We start from the raw sequence: 19,512 nt of genomic DNA, 5'->3' as shown, positions 1-19,512 counted from the left end.
TCATTCCTGAAGCGCCGTTCTCTCTCGAATGCGGGTGCAAAAGTAGTGCTATAAAACATAAACTCCAAACTTTTCCGGCATTATTTTTCAAGTTTTTTACGGCAACCGACTTCGGGTACATTATAATATAGCACACGTAAAAATACCGACTGTTCACGGAAACGATATAGCCGGTACCCTTGCCATCATAGTGGCAATACTGTGCCACAACGATGGCAAGACTCTGCCACACGGATGGCATAGCGTTGCCACCATGATGGCACGACCGTGCCAAAGACGATAAACAAACTGGCACTGCAAATAATTGACAAACAAACATATGCTAGCATGAAAATTTCCCCAGAGGACATCAAAAAGACATGGGACTTTATTTTTTATCTAGATATCTAAAAACAGAATAAGAATCTGCCGTTTTTTTCATATATTTGAAGTCTCATCTAAATATAAACAAATAATGAAGCACTTGAGTTCCTCTATTTTATTGGGGCTTGGGTTGTTTTCCTTCTTCTCCTGTAAAGAAGCGACAGCGCCCACCCCTATCCTGCCCGTTCCCACGCCGGCACAAGTTGAATGGCATAAGATGGAAACATACGCCTTTGTCCATTTCGGATTAAATACGTTCAATGATCTGGAATGGGGTTACGGAAACACTCCCGCCTCCACATTCAATCCGACGGATCTGGATTGCGATCAATGGGCGCAAACAATCAAAGCCGCCGGATTGAAAGGTGTAATCTTAACCACCAAGCATCACGACGGTTTCTGTCTATGGCCTACCGCCACAACCGAATATAGCGTAAAGAATTCTCCTTGGAAAGATGGCAAAGGAGATATGGTAAAAGAACTATCCGACGCTTGTAAGAAACACGGGCTGAAATTCGGTGTCTATCTCTCCCCTTGGGACCGAAACAGTGAGAATTACGGACAACCGGGATATGTAGAAAAATTCCATGCCCAATTACATGAATTAGTCTCCAACTATGGCCCGTTGTTCGAATACTGGTTTGATGGGGCAAACGGTGGCAATGGCTGGTATGGCGGCACGAATGAAACCCGTGCTATAGACGCCAAGACCTATTATCAATATGAGCGGGCACGAGACACGATCAAGGCGCACCACCCGGACATCATGGTTTTCGGAGGGACAGTACCCGATATCCGCTGGATCGGTAACGAGGAAGGTTGGGCCGGTGATACCCAATGGAGCATCTTCGCCTCGGAACCCTCCATGCCTACTTTCCAACAGAGTGTATGGGGAGATGAGAACGGACCGATGTGGCTAGGTGGAGAATGCGATGTATCTATCCGTCCGGGATGGTTCTATCACTCCCGGGAAGATCACCAAGTCAAGTCGCTGGCAAAATTGGTAGATCTCTATTACCGAAGCGTCGGGCATAACGCCAATTTCCTATTGAACTTCCCCGTAGCGTTGAACGGAAAAATAAGTCCGGTAGACTCCGCCCGTGCCGTACAATGGTATCAAACCATCCAAAATGACTTTAAGGAGAATCTGTTGAAAGGATGTTACGTACAAGCGAGCAATAAAAGAGGACGTAATTTTAGTCCCAATAAGGCAGTAGATGGGGATTGGGATACCTATTGGGCTACGGACGATGGAGTAACCAGTGGTTCATTGACTTTCACGTTAACCCATCCTACCGATGTAAACCGCTTGGTAATACAAGAATATATCCCATTAGGACAACGAGTACGCTCGTTCAATATCGAACTCGAGCAAGGGGGTAAATGGATTCCGGCACAGACCGTGGATTCTACGACAACTATCGGCTATAAACGAATTGTCCGTTTCCAGACCGAGAAAGCGGAGAAGATACGCATCAACTTCACAGACGCCCGCGGGCCGCTTTGTATCAATAACGTGGAGGCATACCTTGCCCCCGCCTTGGTGACCGAGCCAACGATTGCCCGTAATATCAACGATGAGGTAAGCATACAGTCCGGAGATAAAGGCTCCGAGGTTCATTATACCACCGACGGTTCAGATCCGACCAAGGACTCACCGCTTTATCAGGTGCCATTCGCTTTCGCTCAAAAAGGAACTGTCAAGGCGATTGCCTATGATCCGACTTTCGATACAGTCAGTCCGGTTTCCGCGCAAACGTTCGATATTCCTGCTTGTGATTACACGATCGTATCACCGAAAGATGAGAAAACCAGCCTGATCCTAGACGGAAACGGCTACACGACCTACTATTTGCCACAAGGGAAACAAGAGTTAGTCGTACAATTAGCGAAAGAAATGCCTATATCCGGATTCCGCTACACCCCGAACCAAGGACGTGACGCAAGCGGTCATATCTCCAACTATCAATTATATATTAATGGAAAGAAGGTGGCCGAAGGCGAATTCTCCAATATCAAGGCTAACCCGATCGAGCAAGTCGTACATTTCCCGATAACGAAAGGTAACCAAATCCGTTTGGTAGCGACTCGTATCGTCGATGATAAAAAGCAAGCGGGTATCGGTGAATTCTCGGTAATTACGGAAGAATAAAGAATACCTAATAAAGCAGAAGGGACCGCCTCGAAGATAAAACACCTCGAAGCAGTCCCTTTTCCCTAAATCCCAACAAACTTTTATCCCATCGAACTATTGATTACCTGTGTGGTTTTCTCAAAACTCTTCCTTAAGACCTCCTTTACATCCATGGTTTCCCAATATCCCTTATTAAAAAGCTCTACAGATAATCCACCCCGGAAACCGGAGTCGTATAGCAAAGGAAGTATCTTATTAAACGGGCAAATGCCATCTCCCGGAAACACCCGATCCGAATCTCTCAACTCCGTACGAGGAGGCAACTCAGGATAATCATTGATATGAAAAACCGGAAGGATCTTCCCATTTATCAAGCGTAAACTATCAAAACTATTTCCTCCTCTGTACAAATGGTAAAAATCCAATAAGACAGAAGTACGCGAATGCCCGGAGGCGATCGCTATCGCCATGGTATCCGATAGTTGATTCAGGACCCCGGCTCCCCATAGTTCCAATATCGGAGTGACACCCATCTCATCCCCTAAATCCAGTATCGCCCGATAGCGTTCGGAATACTCCGGCAACCGTGTACGATCCAATTGAGTAACTCCTTGAGCAGGAGCGGCGATAAATTTACCGCCCAATCCCGCTACCATCTCCATATCATGCCGCATTTGGTTTAGCCCTTCCTTCCGTTTCGAAGGATCATCGGCAAACCACGAGGCAAAACCGATCATATTCTCCAATAAAAGTCCGGAACCTTCCAGCTGACGCCTGAGTGTCTCATAAGTTCCCCCTTGCTTTACGAACGCATCCACATCACGGGTCCATAACTCAATCCCCTCAAACCCAGCCTCGGCACATAAGTCAATCTGTTTTTGAACAGGAAGTTTATAACCCGATATCGTAGAGACATTGAGGCTGACACGGAAAGGACGTTTCGAAGAGGACGCTTCGGGTGATGGCTCCTCTTTTTTCTTCGGAGCGCAAGAAGCCCAGCCTGCCAACGTACTACCCAAGACCGCCAAACCGGTAGCCCGAAGCATACTACGTCTTGAAATCTTTTTCTCAAGCATAACACTCTCGTTTTAAATTAAACCTCCAAAGATTTACGAGCCTCCCGATCCGGATCATTCCGAGCCTCACACGTATTATTCAAGATCATCACCTCTCCATTTTCTTCCGTGTATTTCGGCCAAGCGGGTAACTCTCCTCCGTTCGGATCTCCTGTCCGCATAAAATTCAACAAAGCGCCAGACATCTTATCTGACAACGCACGAGGTACCTTACCTCCACCCGTATGAGTAAACATCCGATCCGTATTTTTAAACCAGAAACAGATATCCGAGCAATGGAACGCACGCATACGGTTATTAAACAAGGGCGGACACCAGCCAAACCAAGCTACATACACGGGCTGGCCTTGCTTTAATTTCGCATTGGCCGCCTCAACCACTCGTTGACGGGAAGACAAAATCATCGCCCAAAGCTCCATCGGAGTCTTATCCGGGAAATTCTTGGCGAAAGCCTTCACGATCGATTCCGCTTTATCACCATATTGACTTCTCAGTTTCTCGATCACACCGTCTTGAGTGATTTTTTCCAAAGCCGCATCCGCCCTGTTCGGGTTCCATTCATGGAAAGTCGTACAGAATATCATCGGCACGACAGGAGACTCCAAATGGCTCTCACCGGAGTAGAATACACCGGCCGGAATATTCCGGTCATCAGCAACAGGGCCAAAAGTCCGTCTCATGCTAATCCCTTGATCTTCCCAGCACTTTTTACAAGCCCTATCCGCTATATCCAAATATTCCCGCCAAGGTATTCTTTGCAATTTATCCAGTTGGGAAGCGGTCAGCCCCGCTTCTCTCAAAATATATTCTCCCACCTTCCGGGTCATCACCTGATCGGAAGCTCCTACCGTAGATCCACTTAAAGCCACGGCTCTATGGATCAAACCTTTTGCCGCCGGCATAGCGGCTACCGTACAGACCTTAGAACCTCCTCCGGATTGTCCCATAACCGTTACGTTCCCAGGATCTCCACCGAAATTGGCGATATTATCATGTACCCATCGCAAGGCGGCAATAATATCTAACATCCCCACGTTTCCGGAATCCTTATACGCTTCTCCACCAACACCAGATAAGTCAGAGAAGCCAATCGGCCCCAACCGATGATTAATGGAACAGAATACGATATCTCCTTCCCGGCTTATATTCTCTCCATGATATCCATCCTGCTCGATCCCACTACCATTTGTAAAACCGCCGCCATGCAGCCACACCAATACGGGACGTTTCTTACCATCCGCAATGCCCGGTGTCCATACATTTAAATATAAGCAATCCTCACTCACATCCCAGTAGTTCCAATGATCGGCAAAAGTTCCGTAATTATTGGGCCACCGGTTCTCCATACGTTGCGGCGCCGTATTCCCATAAAAAACCGCTGGTCTCACATCTGTCCACGGCTCTGGCTTTTGGGGAGGCATAAAGCGATTTTTTCCCGACGTATCAGCCCCATAAGGAACTCCCAAGAACGTATATACATGATTCAGCAGATATCCCTGCACCTTCCCATACTCTGTCTGGGCGATGGCGATATCGTCACCGATAAATAAAAACTGTCCATCCTCTCCTTCCTTGACGTTTTGTTTAAGGGAGGAATCCCCAGACGGGGCACATGAGGAAGCCGTTACCAAGCTTCCCATGCTTAAAGAGGCTGTGCCCAGTCCTAGGTTTTTCACGAATTGTCGTCTATCCATATGCATAAAAACACAACTATTAATATCCCGGATTCTGTTTCCAAGATTGGTTTTTCGTAATCTGATCGTATGGTATCGGGAATAAATCACGCGAATTATTATTCAAGGCTTCCTTAAATGTCCAGCTACCTTTAGCGAACTTATCCCAACGAACCAAGTCTTGACGACGCCAACCTTCCCACGCAAATTCACGGCCACGTTCATTGATCAACTCATCCAACGTTAATGTTTCCGGAGTATACACGGGCTGATTTGCCCTTTCACGTATTAACTGGAATGCAGGTTCCGCACATAAAGCTGATAAAGTAGCGGCATTACCACCTCTCAAAATAGCTTCAGCCTTCATATAATAGATATCGGCTAAACGATATAAAACAAAATCATTGTTCATATTACCAGTCATACCCAACTCATATTCATACTTCTGAATACGAGCACCTTCCCAACGATAAGCGGCATTAATAGAAGATACCTCAATAGTCAATTCCAATTGTTTTCCCGGATTATCACCATCCTCAACAGGCTCTCCCGTGACCTTATCATAAATCAAACCGTAAATAAAAGTCGCCTTTTTCCGGGTATCGTCATCTTTATATAAAGCAAGGAAGTCCGGAGTAGCGCAACCTCCATTCCAACCGCCCACATTTATACCCCACATCTGGCGAGACTTGGGATGTCCGGAGAATTTATGGAAATGAAACTCGTAGTCTCCATTTGAATTGATACCATTTTGCATCGGTACCACGAAAATATTTTCTTTACAAGACTCATTCGCCACTTTAAATGGAGCGGAGAAATCAGATACGACCTCATAATATCCAGAGTTAATCACTTTATCGCAATACTCTATCACTTTATTCATATCGTCCTTATCGTAAGAAGAGGCCCCTTTGAACACCTTTGCGTTCAAATATAGTTTTGCCAACATCGTATAAGCCATCGATTTCGTACATCTTCCATAATTCTCGGCAGACGGAGCGTCATCCAAATATTCCATATTATCTAAGATACAATCTACGACTTTCTGATAAAGCTCAGGACGGCTTGTCTGAGGAGAAGCTGTGATTTCACTCTCATATGTATCGATATAAGGAACATTCCCGAATAAATCCAGTAAGATAGAATAATAGAAACATCTCAAGATGACAGTCTCCGCACGATATTTATTATAGATATCGACATCCATCTCCTCTTTATATGTATCCAAGTCGTAAACCACACGGTTACATGTCGTTATTCCAGAAAATACGGAAATCCACACATTATTCAATGCATCCAGATTGTATTGCCATTGATGACGATGGAAATCCTGCCATACCCCTCCGTCATACCAGTCATTACCCGGCGCACGAGTCGGAACAACACATTCATCCGAGGAAACAGTCTGCAACCCCCATACTCCCCAGTGATTCTGATAAGCCTGCAATTCCGCATAGGCAGCACCTACCGCTTGCGGAATCAAAGAAGGATCCGCATAAAAGTCATTTGATACCATTTGTCCCGTCGTATCTTCATCCATATCCGTACAAGAAGGAGCGATAACCAAGAAACAAATCATTGATACTATATATATTAAACTATATTTTTTCATAACCTTCGATATTTAGAGTATCCATTAAAACGTAACATTCAAACCAAGAATAAAAGAACGGCTAGCCGGATAATAACGAGTCCTCTCAATACCCATATTATCTAATCCTACCATATCAACCTCCGGGTCGATACCCTTATAGCCAGTGATCGTAAACAAGTTCTGACCAGTCAAGTACAAACGTAAGTTTTGCATGAAACCTAATTTCTTCACCGGTACATTATAACCTAATGTGATATTGTCCAACTTCACAAAAGAACCATCCTCCAAATAATAACTAGAGGCTTGAGCCGCATCTTGCAACGGGATATCCATTACCGAAGCCAACATATTCTTCTCCTTTCCAGCCACATTCCGATTCTCTAATGCCATACGGCTTACATTATATACATCACATTGCCTACGACAGCACGGAATGTAAACGATAAATCGAAGTCACGATATTTAAACTCGTTAGTCCATCCTGCTATAAAATCAGGTTGCGCATTACCTACGATCTCACGATCCTCATTATATGTAAAGTCACCACTACCATCGACATCCTTGAATTTCCATTTACCATCTTCTGTAAATCCCTCGAATACCGGCAAATAAAAATCACCAACCTTGCCACCCGGGACCAAACGAATCAATGGAGTCGAGTTCATACCTCCTAAATCACCATCCGACAAATAACCGGTTTCAATCCAGTCTGTCTGGAAAGTCTCATTACTTAATTTGTCCAATTTATTCGTATTGAATGAGAAGTTAATAGAACTAGTCCATGAGAAGTTCTTATTCTGCACCGGGGTTCCGGAAACAGAGAATTCCAGACCTTTACTTGTAGCATCACCCACATTCGCCAACATAGAAGAATATTGGTAAGGAGGAGTCGGGACCTTATATTTATACAACAAATCTGAAACCTTACGGGTATATAAATCAACGGTCACGTTCAAGCGGTTATTCAACGCTGCAAAATCAACACCTAGATTCCATTCGCCTTTCCGCTCCCATTTCAAATCCGGATTCTGGTTCTGTGTCGGCCCATAAGCATTGATCCATTGTTTAGAAGTATGATCATAAAAACGGCCTACCACTCCCATCATTGACAAAGACAAATAATTATCTGAAGGCATATTTCCTGTCACGCCATATCCCAAGCGCAATTTCAAATCGTTAATCCAGCTAGCGCTTTCCATAAAAGCCTCATTACCGATAGACCAACCGACACTTACCGCAGGGAAAGTTCCCCATTTATAATCCGCACCTAAACGAGTAGAACCCTCACGTCGTACAGACGCTGATAACAAGTAACGATTTCCCCAGTTATAATTTACACGGCCGAAGAACGAAACCAAATTATCTTGAGAAACCGAACCATCCATCATGCTTTGGCTAGGGTTATTAATCAAGTTACTACCCGCACCCAAATTATAGTAAGAATATACATCCGAATCAAAATTCGAGTTATTCATACCAAATGATTCCCGATAGTTATGCTCATAGGTATACCCACCTAATACCACCAAATGATGTTCTCCAAAAGATTTTACATAGTCGATCGTCGTCTCCAGTGTTTTATTAAAACGAGTATTAAAACTCCGAGACGCTGACCCGAAACTAGAAGTGTTAAATACCTCTCGTGAAGTATAAGTACCCTTATTTATATCAGAGTATTTCAATGAGCCAAAAGCTTGCGCACGAAGTCCTTCCAAAATGTTCCAAGTTACACGAGCAGACCCTTGGAAAAGTCCGCCTTTTGTACGACGGTCACGCTGCATAATATAAGCCACCGGATTTGAATATCCCTGAATATCCAGCGCATAATACCCTCCGGCATCTATCGTTCCCGTCTCGTCGTATACGGGTGCCGTAGGATTATAATAATACGCATGCTTAAAAGCGGAATAATCATCATAGCTGGAATTCTCACCTTCCCGGTCAAAACGACGATAAGTAGCGTCGTATGCTATTTGAATCTTTTTATCGAATAAATTCTGATTAGCGGAAAAACGAGCGATCATCTCATTGAACCCTGACTTAAGAGCGATACCTTGATTATTTCGATAAGATACAGAAGCCCGGTAATTAAAATCGGTCGTACCTCCTGTCAATGCCAAGTTATGCGAATGGGAGAACGGAGTTCGGGTAATCTCATCCATCCAATTCGTATCATATCCCCGGTCGTTTCCCCCATTTGCCAAAAACTGGTCACGATCCATGACTTCCAATTGATTGGCTATGGAAGAGATAGACATATATCCATTGTAGGTAACGCTCATCTTCCCGGCAGAACCTCGTTTTGTCGTAACCAAGATAACGCCATTCGTTCCACGGGTTCCATATATCGCCGCCGCTGAACCATCCTTCAATACATCGATACTTTCAATATCATCTTGTGGAATAGCGGATAAATCCCCTTGAGGAATACCATCAATGACGATCAACGGAGAAGTATTACCGGTTAAGGATGAAGTTCCACGTAATTGGAACTTATACTCTCCATTCGGGTCGCCGGCATTTGGTTTGGATATATTCAAACCTGCCACTTTACCTTGTAACATACCCATTGGGTCAGACTGTACGCCCTTGATCAAGTCTCCCTCTTTCAAGCCTGCTACAGAGCCGGTCAATTCTTTCTTTTTCTGAGAGCCATATCCCACGGCTACCACTTCTTGAAGTCCGATACTTTCTTCCTCCAAGCTCACATTTATCGTGTTCTTTCCATTTACCGGAATCTCCGCGGTCTTATATCCAATATAAGAAACGATCAATACGGCATTTGATGATACATTCGAGATCTGATACATACCGCTTATATCAGAAATCGTACCGTTAGTCGTTCCTTTCACCGCTACATTGGCGCCAATGATCGGTTCGCCTGTCATAGATTCCTTTACAACTCCTTTTACTGTAATCGTTTGCGCCATCATGGGAAAGAATAACGCCAAACTAACGATCAAAAACAGGGCCTTTCGAAGCCATACTTCCTTTTTTTGATTTTCCATAACTCATTCATTTAAAGTTGACATTGTTTTTACAAAAAACGACCGGAGATCTCAATGTGCTGTAATTCAATTCGTATGGTAATGGTTGTATATAATAGAGTATTAAAATCCACCGGTCGTTGTTTTTAAGCATTCAATCGCATTAAACTTTCGGGAATTGCCACGGGCTTCTATAGCTCCGCTTCAAATACGCGTCCGCTTTCGGATTATCCACAAACTTACGAGCTCGCGGATCATACACAACACGAGTTCCCGTCAAATATGAGATATTGGCCATATGCGCCAGGATCGTCGCGAAAGCCCCTTTCTCGATCGGACTGTTCGTCTCAATCGATTTATTTAATATACACTTACACCAATTCGTCGCATGCGCCTCAACACCGCCATCCTCGAACTTCCCGACAAGCTGGGAACGGTCAGTTAACAACTCACCCTCCCGGTTCTTCTCTGGAATCAATTCATAGCCTTCTCGATTACATACCAAGGTGGCTTTACTTCCTACCCAAGCTACTCCTTGATTCCGATTATACAGGTGAGCAACCTGTTGTGCCCACTCTATATGGAAATTCTTATATTGGAAAATCGTTGTCTGGCAGCTGGGAGTCTCATTGAAAGAGGTAGGATCTTTATAAGCCGTAGAGAATACCGCCTCCGGATATTCACGGTCACACAATCCTAACGCTTTCAATCCATCGAACGCAGAGTCTATCCAATGCACTCCCCAGTCGGTTTGCTGGCCGCCTCCATAATCCCAGAAGCCACGCCATCCACGGAAACGATAATTATTAAATGGACGCTCGGGAGCCGGACCCAACCACATATTGTAATCCAATGTAGAAGGAACCGGAGAATCCGCAACGGTCGGACTTGGATTCGTCGTCTGGCAAAGCCATATCTGAACTTTATAGACATCCCCCAACACACCGGATTTCAATATCTCATTAGCCGCCAAGAAATAGCGTTGGCTGGTCTGCCATAAGCCTGTTGTCACCACCCCTTTATATTTCTTTTGGAAATCCATCATCGAATGGCATTCCGGAATCGAATTAGCAACCGGCTTTTCCACATAGATCGCCTTGCCCGCTTTTAATGCCTCAGCGAAGATGTAGGCATGCCAATGGTCCGGTGTTGCGATAATGACCCCGTCGATATCCTTATTTGCCAAGACTTCCCGGAAGTCACTATATGCCTTGATCGAGGTCGTTTGATTCGGGAAGTCTTTTTTGAAACGTGCGATCTGCTCATCAAGTCTCACTTTGTTCACGTCGCACATGCCCACACAATGTACCCACGGATTATCAGTCAAAGCACCTTGCAAATCTCGGCATCCCATGCCGACACCTATTACTGCGATATTCACCCGCCCTTTTATAGTCTCTTCCTTATGAGAGACGGTAGGAGCTGCCGATGCCAAAAGAGGTGAAATACCTAAGCCAGCGGCCAACATCGTCGATTTCTTTAAAAAATTCCTACGTGTAGTCATAAATCATTATTTTAAGGTTATACAATCTATAAATTTCGAATCCATATATTACGGAAAGCCACTTCCACTCCATGATCCTGTAAGCTTAATGGCAGACGGCCATGCGCTACATATTTAGGTAAACCGGTATATGGGGTCGTTCCTTTCAGTATATAATTATTCTGTACCACGACTCCGTTCAATACCACAGTGATCATTGCGGGAGATTCCAATTCATCGTTTGTCCCGAAACGGGGAGCTTTCCAATAAATATCATAAACCTGCCACTCATTTGTCTTCGTGAAAGCATTTACCAACGGTGCACTTTGCTTATAAATACTGCCGACCATGCCATTCACATACGTAGGATTATCCTCACAATCCAAGATCTGCACCTCATAACGGCTTTGAAGCATAATGCCACTATTGCCTTTCATCTGTAATGTATTATCCTTTCCCGGTATAGGGGTCTTGAACTCGATATGCAACTGGCAATCTCCAAAATAATCTTTTGTCCGGATCGATCCGGTCCCGGAAGCCACAATCATCGTCCCATCCTTTACGGTCCATTTAGCGGGACCTCCATCTTTTCCTGCGGATTCCCACATAGAAAGATCTTTCCCATCAAACAGGATGATCGCATCGGAAGGAGCACCAGTTCCTACACCTGGCTTTACCTTTGGAGGAACCGGATAATACCATTCAGTACTCTCAGGTTTCCATCTTTCCGGTGGTCTTTGTTGTTGATTACTTTGTTGGGCGCTCATAAAATGCGCTCCACATAAAAGACTGATAAGAATAATCATTTTTTTCATGCTACATAGTATTAAATAATGTTTCTGTTTTCGCTCTATGAACAAGCTACCGCAAATGTATCACGCATACGAAAATTCCTCTTTTTCCATTTTATCAAAATCGTTTCCGATTGTCGCATAATACAAGTTCCAGCCTATTTCTCTCGGTCATTGAGAAAATCGCATCAAGAATGAGACAATTTTACATGGCGAAGCAAGCCATACCCTTCCGTCATATTCCGTCTTCTCTCCCGGATTTCCTCCAAGGTTTGTAGATTCCCGATAGAAGGCATCTCATTTCGTCTAGCGTTATCCAAGAATTTCCACGCATACTCGGAAGCGATAGCGGAATCACGCATCAGTGGTAGGAGGGAATTAAAAACACTGGTCTGTACGGAATCCGCAAATAAATCACATAGCGTACTTATATTTTTCCCTCCATAGGGCTTCTCGATCCGGTGTGTTTCATTAACACCTCTCAACTCCACGACCGCAGTCTTAAAATCATGACTCATCCGGGCGATTCCTTTCGTTCCTATTACATCTATGTAAGAGTTATGCGTTTGGTCTTTCGATAATTGTCCATACACATGCCCTTGTGTTATATCAAATACCACCCCGTTCTCAAATGTCCCATGACATTGCAACCACCAAGGTTCGGGATAATCCCACATCCGGATCGCCTGCGCATGCCATGTCTTATACTCGCATCCGGCATACCACCGGGAAATGTCCACATAATGCATTCCGCAATCATGAAAAGACGGACCTTCATATTCATGACCTTCACCCGGAGCCAACCCCGGAGTCATATGGCAAATGCGAATGATCGCCAAATCTCCGATCTCTCCTCTCCGGATAAATTCTTTAATCGTATTATGGTACCAAGAATTACGCAAATACAAATTAACGGTCGAGAACAAACTTGAGTTTTCCACGCATTTCACGACCTCCCATTCATGCTCGATCGTATCTGCGACCGGTTTCTCTGAGATGACATGTTTACCAAATGCCATTGCCTTCTTAATTTGCCTCAACCGGGAATCCGCCAATGTAAATAAACCGACCACTTGTACTTCCGGGTCCTCGAATACAACTTGCTCATCCGCTACGATTCGGGATGTCGGCGACTTCCTCCTTGCCAAATCTCGTGCCTCTGGGTCCGTATCGCAGATGTAAAGTACCTCCCATTGATCGCTCTTCCGCATCTCCTCCAAATAAAATCCACCCATGCGACCAAAGCCTATTATACCTACTTTTACTTTTTGATTCATATTCTATCTTTTAAAGATTCACAATATTTTTGCCAAAATTAAAGCCCCTGAAGTCAAACAGGATATCACTTTTCTCTCAAAATTATTACTTATCGTCTCAACAAACAGTCTTGCAAGGAATAGCTTTTAAAGCCAAAAAGCGAAGTCTGAACATTGAAACAAAATGAAAAACAATTATACGATACTACTATGGAAAGTATAGAAAATAACTTAACTTTACGCATAAAACACAATGGGGATCTATGAAAAAAAACTTGATGAATTATTTATACGTCCTATTATTTGTAGTAACCGCAATAGAGCTCAACGCCCGGTCATACTACTTTAAATCCTATGAGATAGAAGATGGATTAAGCAATAATAACGTGACATGCTGTGTCCAAGATCATTATGGCTTTATGTGGTTTGGAACACGGGACGGGCTCAATCGATTTGACGGGAACAAATTCCATATCATAAAAAATCAAACCAAGCAGAGAGGAACTTTAATAAGTAGCTGGATTACCGACTTGGCGATAAGCCCTTCCGGTGAGCTCTGGGTGGGTACTAATATGGGAGTACAAAAATACGATTACCAAACCGATACTTTTTCCTTGATAAAGTTCACGAAAGGAATCGGCTGTACCTATCTGGAATTTGATCACCAAGGGAATCTGTGGATGCTGTTATCCGGCTTTTCCCTTATTAAATATAATGAGCAATCCGAGCTACACCAAAACTACCTGTATAAGGATAGTGATCCGATCACCTCTTTCTATATCACCCCCCAAGATCAGATCTGGGCCACCACGCTAAACGGCAATGTCGTCCTCTTAGACCCGACCGATAACAAATTCATCCCTCTAAATATCCATAACGGTAGCGACACCCTACATATAGATAATATGACGATTCTATGGGCATCCCCGTCCGATAATACATTACTGATAGGTACAAGCGATAACGGAGTCAAACAAGTCAATATACAAACAGGTGTTTGCCGAGATGTTCTTACACAGCAAAAGAACAGACCCCTCCATATCCGGGATATTTTCCAAGTGACAAACGACGAGGTATGGATCGCCACCTACAACGGTATCTATATCTACCAAATCCCCTCAAACAAGACCTTTCACATAGAACAAGACAAATGCGATCCATATTCACTATCCAATAACGCTATCAAACAGTTTTGCAAGGACCGGGAAGGTGGCTTATGGATCTGTACGGATAATGGGGGCATTAATTACCTTCCCCCTTATCTCAAATTCAAGAAAGACTACAATATACCCGGGCAAAAAACAATTAACGGTGATATTATCCATGATATTTGCCAAGACGCTAACCATAATATATGGATAGGAACCGAAGACGCTGGTCTCAATAAACTCGACATCCGCACACAAACCTATAAGAACTTCCAAGATAAAGACGGTCTTTCCCAAAGCTGTATCCACGGGCTTACCGTGATTGGAGACTATCTATGGATCGGAACACATGCTAACGGGGTAGACGTGATGGATATCCGTACGGAGAAAATCATCAAGCATTATACGATCGCCCCGAATCCTTACGTCTCCCAAAACGATATCATCGTATATCTCTATAAAACCCGGAAAAATAACTTGCTCATAGCTACGGCATCCGGCATGTATCAATATAATCCGGAGAAAGATATTTTCGAGCCTCTCGATCAATTCCCCGGTAATTGCAGGATACAAACGATCTTCGAGGATCACGAAGGGGTTATATGGGCCGGAATATTCAATATCGGATTATATTATTTCGACCCAATCCGGCAAAAACACGGCGAATTTAAATTGGATTCCATAAACACGAACGCCAACCGGACGATCAATCACATCCATGAGGATACTAAAAACAATCTATGGTTCGCTACCGGAAACGGAGTGAAAATGTACGACCGGAATTTAAAGAGTACGACAAAATACACGACTCAAGACGGCCTACCCAGTAACGTCATTTACCGGATCGAGGAAGACCCTAAAGGCCACATGTGGATCAGTACCACAAATGGCCTGGCCGTACTTAACCCTGTCAATCAAGAGATCAAGGTGTTCAAAAAAGAACATGGGCTCCTGTCCAATCAATTCAACTATAACTCTTCTTTAAAAGCTAAAGACGGCAAATTATATTTCGGGACCTTGAAAGGCTTGGTCCGGTTCCACCCCGATAATATCCAACAGTTCTCTATCCAACCGAAGATTTATATGACACAAATCAATTATTCGGACCCCGACCATAATCTATTGAGGCAAAAAGACATCACTTTAAAAAAAGGGATCACCTTAGAACATAATCAGTCCACATTCTACATCGACTACACATCATTAAGCTACCAAGCCCCCAACCTCACCCAATACGCCTATTGCATGGAAGGGTTAAGTTCCAAATGGTATCATGTGGTGGGCGAGAACCGGGTTTATTTCACGAAACTACCGCCCGGTAATTATACGTTCAAGGTGAAGGCGGCGAACCTGTCCGGTATTTGGAATGATGAGCCGGCGATGTTCCAGATTACGATCCTTCCCCCATGGTGGCTCTCTACCAAGGCGTTAATCCTATATGGGATTATCGCTATCGGATGCGTAGTGTTGCTGATCTTTATCATTTCCCGGCATAATAAGGCCAATATACAGCAGAAAATACAGGAGTTCGAGAATGAAAAGGAGAAGGAGCTTTATCAAGCTAAGATTGATTTCTTCATCAATATCGCTCATGAGATACGTACGCCCCTGACTTTAATTAAAAGTCCTCTGGAGAAAGTAACACGGGACATCAAGCTATCTCCCAGCGCAAAGAATTATCTGACAATTGTGGATAAAAACGCGAACCGGCTACTGGATCTGGTGAATCAACTACTGGATTTCAGGAAGACGGAAATCGAGGGATATAAACTAAACTTCATACATACGGACATCATCGCATTGATGCAAGAGACCTTTGAGCGTTTCCACGACACGGCGGAGCAGGAGGCATTGCAAATGATTATCGAGTGTAACGTGAAATCTTTCTACGCCTTTATCGATAAGGAGGCTTGCACGAAGATACTCAGCAACCTCCTATCGAACGCTATTAAATACGCAAGAAGCAAGATCATCGTCCGGTTCGAGGCGCAAGATGGCGAGCGATTCACGATCGATATCATGAACGATGGAAAGCCCATCTCGGAGGAGATAAAAGAAAAGATCTTCGAGCCTTTCTACCGGGATGACTCCTCTATCCATAAATCCGGGACTGGGCTCGGACTACCCTTGGCCCGTTCTTTAGCGGAGATGCACAAGGGATCGTTGACGTTGGAGGAATCTCCGGCCGGGCTTATCATCTTTAGATTACGTTTGCCGGTGAACCAACCGAACTCATTAAAACTAGAGGAAGAGAAAGCAGAGGTCCTGACCAACCCTGCCAGCGAGCGGAAATATGTCACCCAAGAATCCCGCCCGACGGTTCTCGTGGTGGAAGATAACACCGAAATGCTCCATTTCATCGGTCAAGAGATCAATGTCCATTACAATGTTGTCACCGCCGGTAATGGCGAGGAGGCGATTGCCCGTCTTCAGGAATATGGCATCCAATTAATCATCAGCGATATCATGATGCCTGTCATGGATGGTTTCACCTTATTGAAAAAGATAAAGACTAATCTGGAGTTCAGCCATATCCCGATCATCCTCCTGACGGCTAAGAACACCTTACAATCTCGCATGGAAGGGCTTGAGCTGGGGGCGGACGCTTACATCGACAAACCTTTCTCCATGGATCTATTGCTTACCCAAGTGACGAACCTGCTGAACAACCGGAGCAATATGCGTGCCTATTATTTCAACTCGCCGATTGCCAATATCAAATCCATGGCTTACACGAAGGCGGACGAGAAGTTCTTGAAGAAACTGAACGATATCATCGACAGCCATATAAACGACGTGAACCTAGACGTGGACATGATAGCGGACTTGATGAATCTAAGCCGTCCGACCCTTTACCGTAAAATCAACGGCCTATCGAACGTAACGCCCAACGAGTTGATCAAGATCAGCCGGCTAAAGAAAGCCGCCGAGTTGATCCTTCAAGGCGATATGAGAATTTACGAGATCGCCGAGGCTGTTGGTTTCAACTCGCAATCCTATTTCAGCCGGGCCTTCTCCAAGCAATTCAACATGAGCCCCTCGCAATACGCAAAAGAAAATAATATCGAATTGAAATAGTAACTCCTAATCTTTTTTCATGTTCTTCCTCCAAGCGGTTTAAACCATTTATCGTAAAAAGCTGTTTCCTTACTGCGAATAAACAATAAGGAAACAACTTTTCTATGGATATTTCACTTCGTACAAAGCAGCTGAACAGCCTTTTCTCTTATGACAAAAAGACTGAATTAGAAGAGAGCCATCTAGAGATCATCCCGTTTCACTTCATTCAGACCCATGGTGCCAGCGAGATCAACGAGTTCCAGAAGGGACTTACCTCTACCGGATTCTGTCCAATGACTGACGATCGTATCCAAGAGAACAAATCTTTCTCGTATACCATATTCACGCCCTTGAGACGTAAAAAAAATAATGAGGCGATTATCCTACTGCACGGCCTGAACGAGCGGACTTGGGAAAAATATCTCACATGGGCGGAGCACCTCACCCATACGACAGGCAAGCCTGTCATTCTCTTTCCGATCGCTTTCCATATGAACCGTACTCCGGGACTATGGGCCAATCCCCGTGCGATCCTCCCTTGGGTAAGCAAACGCAAGGAGGAGATAGCGAACGTGACGAACTCCACCTTCGCCAATGTGGCCCTCAGCAGTCGGCTATCCCAAAACCCGTTACGCTTTTATGCCTCGGGCAGAGAGTCCGTTTATAATATGTGGCAATTGGTTCATGAGATAAAGAACGGTGAGCATCCTTTGTTCAAGGAAGATACGTCCATCAACTTATTCGCTTACTCCATCGGAGCGTTACTCTCACAGGTCTTATTATTGGCAAATCCGGACAAGATGTTTACAGACACCCGTCTATTCATGTTTTGCGGGGGCTCCATTTTCAGTGAGATGAATGGCAACGCCCGTGATATCATGGACAAGGAGGCATTCACCAAGGTACGCAATTACTTCCGACATGATTTCTTGGAGAATCGTACACTTCCCACCTCGTTCAAGAATGATTTTCTGGAACAAGCCTTTAAAGCCATGGTACGTAAGGATGTTTTACGAGATTACCGAGAGTCGTTCTTCCAACAGGCTTGCGATCGTATTCGTGCGATTTCATTGAAAAAAGATATCGTTATGCCTACCGGTGGAGTGATCAAGGCTTTAGGAAAAGCATCCGGCAAGATATTGGAAGAGTTGGATTTCCCGTTCGCATACTCTCATCAAGTCCCCTTCCCGACACACTCCCGTATCGATCCGGACCTGATCAACCAAGCCTTTCATTCTATATTCACGAGGGCAGCAGCATTTCTCTAAAGAGATCACAAATTGTGATCTCAAACTCTCATATTCTTTTTTGTCAGTTCATACAGACAAAAAAATCGCTAAATAACTAATATTACGTTATTTAACGATCATTCATTGCGGTCCCACTTGTAGCTATTTTTCGTTATTTATTGATACTTTTTGATACGCCCATTATTTATATATTTATTGATTATCAATATTTTGCAAATTACGGCATATATAAAGAAGTATCAATAGGTAACAAAAAGGTGGGAACAAGGTGGGAACATTTTAGAGAAAACAATACCTTTACAAAAGGTACAATAAGGGGTACTTGATTTCTTTTGCCGATCTATTTTCTTCATCCGAAACTCATGCGAGAGAAGAAATAAGTTTAAAAAAATTGTTTTGTTTTATCGGCACTATCGGCCAAGGCCACCGTATCAAAATTACGGTAACTATGCCCGTTCCCAAAGGTAATGAACGTAATCCTCATATCCCCTCGAATTGAAAAAATTAGTTTCAGGAGTTATCACTACGCCATAAATCTTTGTGGAAAGGGATCTTTAAATACCTGGTTTTAGTGCCAAATTGTCTATTCTTTCTGACTCTCTTTTTCTTTGTGAAAGAATAGACTCGAAAAATACAGGAATTCACTACTGTCCCATTAAAATCTGAAAAAGTTCTTTGAAATTATTGAAATATAGTT

The 19,512-nt window shown here is 43.9% G+C and carries 11 protein-coding genes; 3 read left to right on the top strand and 8 right to left on the bottom strand.

What is annotated here, in order from left to right; translation table 11 throughout:
• Positions 1 to 454 precede the first annotated feature (454 nt).
• A complete protein-coding gene (locus tag E5342_RS17170; RefSeq protein WP_135959902.1) occupies positions 455 to 2,515 on the top strand; it encodes an alpha-L-fucosidase in 2,061 nt (686 codons plus the stop codon).
• Positions 2,516 to 2,598: 83 nt separating this feature from the next.
• Here the strand turns inward: E5342_RS17170 and E5342_RS17165 are convergent, their stop codons facing one another.
• From E5342_RS17165 to E5342_RS17135, 8 genes are all read right to left on the bottom strand, one after another.
• Complete coding sequence (locus E5342_RS17165) at positions 2,599 to 3,573, bottom strand: sugar phosphate isomerase/epimerase family protein (protein WP_135959901.1); 975 nt, start codon at positions 3,571 to 3,573, stop codon at positions 2,599 to 2,601.
• Between the two features lie 17 nt (positions 3,574 to 3,590).
• Positions 3,591 to 5,273: a carboxylesterase/lipase family protein gene (locus E5342_RS17160; protein WP_135959900.1), complete on the bottom strand. Its 1,683-nt coding sequence runs from the start codon at positions 5,271 to 5,273 to the stop codon at positions 3,591 to 3,593.
• Positions 5,274 to 5,286: 13 nt separating this feature from the next.
• Complete coding sequence (locus E5342_RS17155) at positions 5,287 to 6,858, bottom strand: RagB/SusD family nutrient uptake outer membrane protein (protein WP_005860849.1); 1,572 nt, start codon at positions 6,856 to 6,858, stop codon at positions 5,287 to 5,289.
• A gap of 24 nt (positions 6,859 to 6,882) precedes the next feature.
• Positions 6,883 to 7,230 carry a TonB-dependent receptor gene (locus tag E5342_RS19875; RefSeq protein WP_246867155.1) on the bottom strand — a complete coding sequence of 116 codons (348 nt, stop codon included), beginning with the start codon at positions 7,228 to 7,230 and terminating at the stop codon, positions 6,883 to 6,885.
• 5 nt (positions 7,231 to 7,235) lie between these two features.
• Positions 7,236 to 9,848, bottom strand: coding sequence for a SusC/RagA family TonB-linked outer membrane protein (locus tag E5342_RS17150; protein ID WP_246867154.1), 2,613 nt, complete (start codon positions 9,846 to 9,848; stop codon positions 7,236 to 7,238).
• Between the two features lie 142 nt (positions 9,849 to 9,990).
• Positions 9,991 to 11,331 (bottom strand): Gfo/Idh/MocA family oxidoreductase, encoded by a 1,341-nt coding sequence (locus E5342_RS17145; protein WP_135959899.1) that lies wholly within the window; start codon positions 11,329 to 11,331, stop codon positions 9,991 to 9,993.
• Between the two features lie 26 nt (positions 11,332 to 11,357).
• Positions 11,358 to 12,125, bottom strand: a complete 768-nt coding sequence (locus E5342_RS17140; RefSeq protein WP_135959898.1) for a 3-keto-disaccharide hydrolase — start codon at positions 12,123 to 12,125, stop codon at positions 11,358 to 11,360.
• 164 nt (positions 12,126 to 12,289) lie between these two features.
• Positions 12,290 to 13,378 (bottom strand): Gfo/Idh/MocA family protein, encoded by a 1,089-nt coding sequence (locus E5342_RS17135; RefSeq protein ID WP_135959897.1) that lies wholly within the window; start codon positions 13,376 to 13,378, stop codon positions 12,290 to 12,292.
• 257 nt (positions 13,379 to 13,635) lie between these two features.
• Here E5342_RS17135 and E5342_RS17130 point away from each other — a divergent pair, with 257 nt between their 5' ends.
• Together E5342_RS17130 and E5342_RS17125 are read left to right on the top strand one after the other, a co-directional pair.
• Positions 13,636 to 17,583 carry a hybrid sensor histidine kinase/response regulator transcription factor gene (locus E5342_RS17130; RefSeq protein WP_135959904.1) on the top strand — a complete coding sequence of 1,316 codons (3,948 nt, stop codon included), beginning with the start codon at positions 13,636 to 13,638 and terminating at the stop codon, positions 17,581 to 17,583.
• A gap of 104 nt (positions 17,584 to 17,687) precedes the next feature.
• Positions 17,688 to 18,833: a DUF6051 family protein gene (locus E5342_RS17125; protein WP_135959896.1), complete on the top strand. Its 1,146-nt coding sequence runs from the start codon at positions 17,688 to 17,690 to the stop codon at positions 18,831 to 18,833.
• Positions 18,834 to 19,512 lie beyond the last annotated feature (679 nt).

The sequence above is a fragment of the Parabacteroides distasonis genome, assembly GCF_004793765.1.
Lineage (GTDB): Bacteria > Bacteroidota > Bacteroidia > Bacteroidales > Tannerellaceae > Parabacteroides > Parabacteroides distasonis_A.
Note: the sequence above shows the minus strand (reverse complement) of the source record. Positions and strands in the feature narration are given on the sequence as shown.

What these genes read in the sequence shown, in the direction of transcription:
- E5342_RS17170 (WP_135959902.1), top strand. Translation starts at nt 455, where the DNA reads ATGAAGCACTTGAGTTCCTCTATTTTATTGGGGCTTGGGTTGTTTTCC.
- E5342_RS17165 (WP_135959901.1), bottom strand. Translation starts at nt 3,573, where the DNA reads ATGCTTGAGAAAAAGATTTCAAGACGTAGTATGCTTCGGGCTACCGGT.
- E5342_RS17160 (WP_135959900.1), bottom strand. Translation starts at nt 5,273, where the DNA reads ATGCATATGGATAGACGACAATTCGTGAAAAACCTAGGACTGGGCACA.
- E5342_RS17155 (WP_005860849.1), bottom strand. Translation starts at nt 6,858, where the DNA reads ATGAAAAAATATAGTTTAATATATATAGTATCAATGATTTGTTTCTTG.
- E5342_RS19875 (WP_246867155.1), bottom strand. Translation starts at nt 7,230, where the DNA reads ATGGCATTAGAGAATCGGAATGTGGCTGGAAAGGAGAAGAATATGTTG.
- E5342_RS17150 (WP_246867154.1), bottom strand. Translation starts at nt 9,848, where the DNA reads ATGGAAAATCAAAAAAAGGAAGTATGGCTTCGAAAGGCCCTGTTTTTG.
- E5342_RS17145 (WP_135959899.1), bottom strand. Translation starts at nt 11,331, where the DNA reads ATGACTACACGTAGGAATTTTTTAAAGAAATCGACGATGTTGGCCGCT.
- E5342_RS17140 (WP_135959898.1), bottom strand. Translation starts at nt 12,125, where the DNA reads ATGAAAAAAATGATTATTCTTATCAGTCTTTTATGTGGAGCGCATTTT.
- E5342_RS17135 (WP_135959897.1), bottom strand. Translation starts at nt 13,378, where the DNA reads ATGAATCAAAAAGTAAAAGTAGGTATAATAGGCTTTGGTCGCATGGGT.
- E5342_RS17130 (WP_135959904.1), top strand. Translation starts at nt 13,636, where the DNA reads ATGAATTATTTATACGTCCTATTATTTGTAGTAACCGCAATAGAGCTC.
- E5342_RS17125 (WP_135959896.1), top strand. Translation starts at nt 17,688, where the DNA reads ATGGATATTTCACTTCGTACAAAGCAGCTGAACAGCCTTTTCTCTTAT.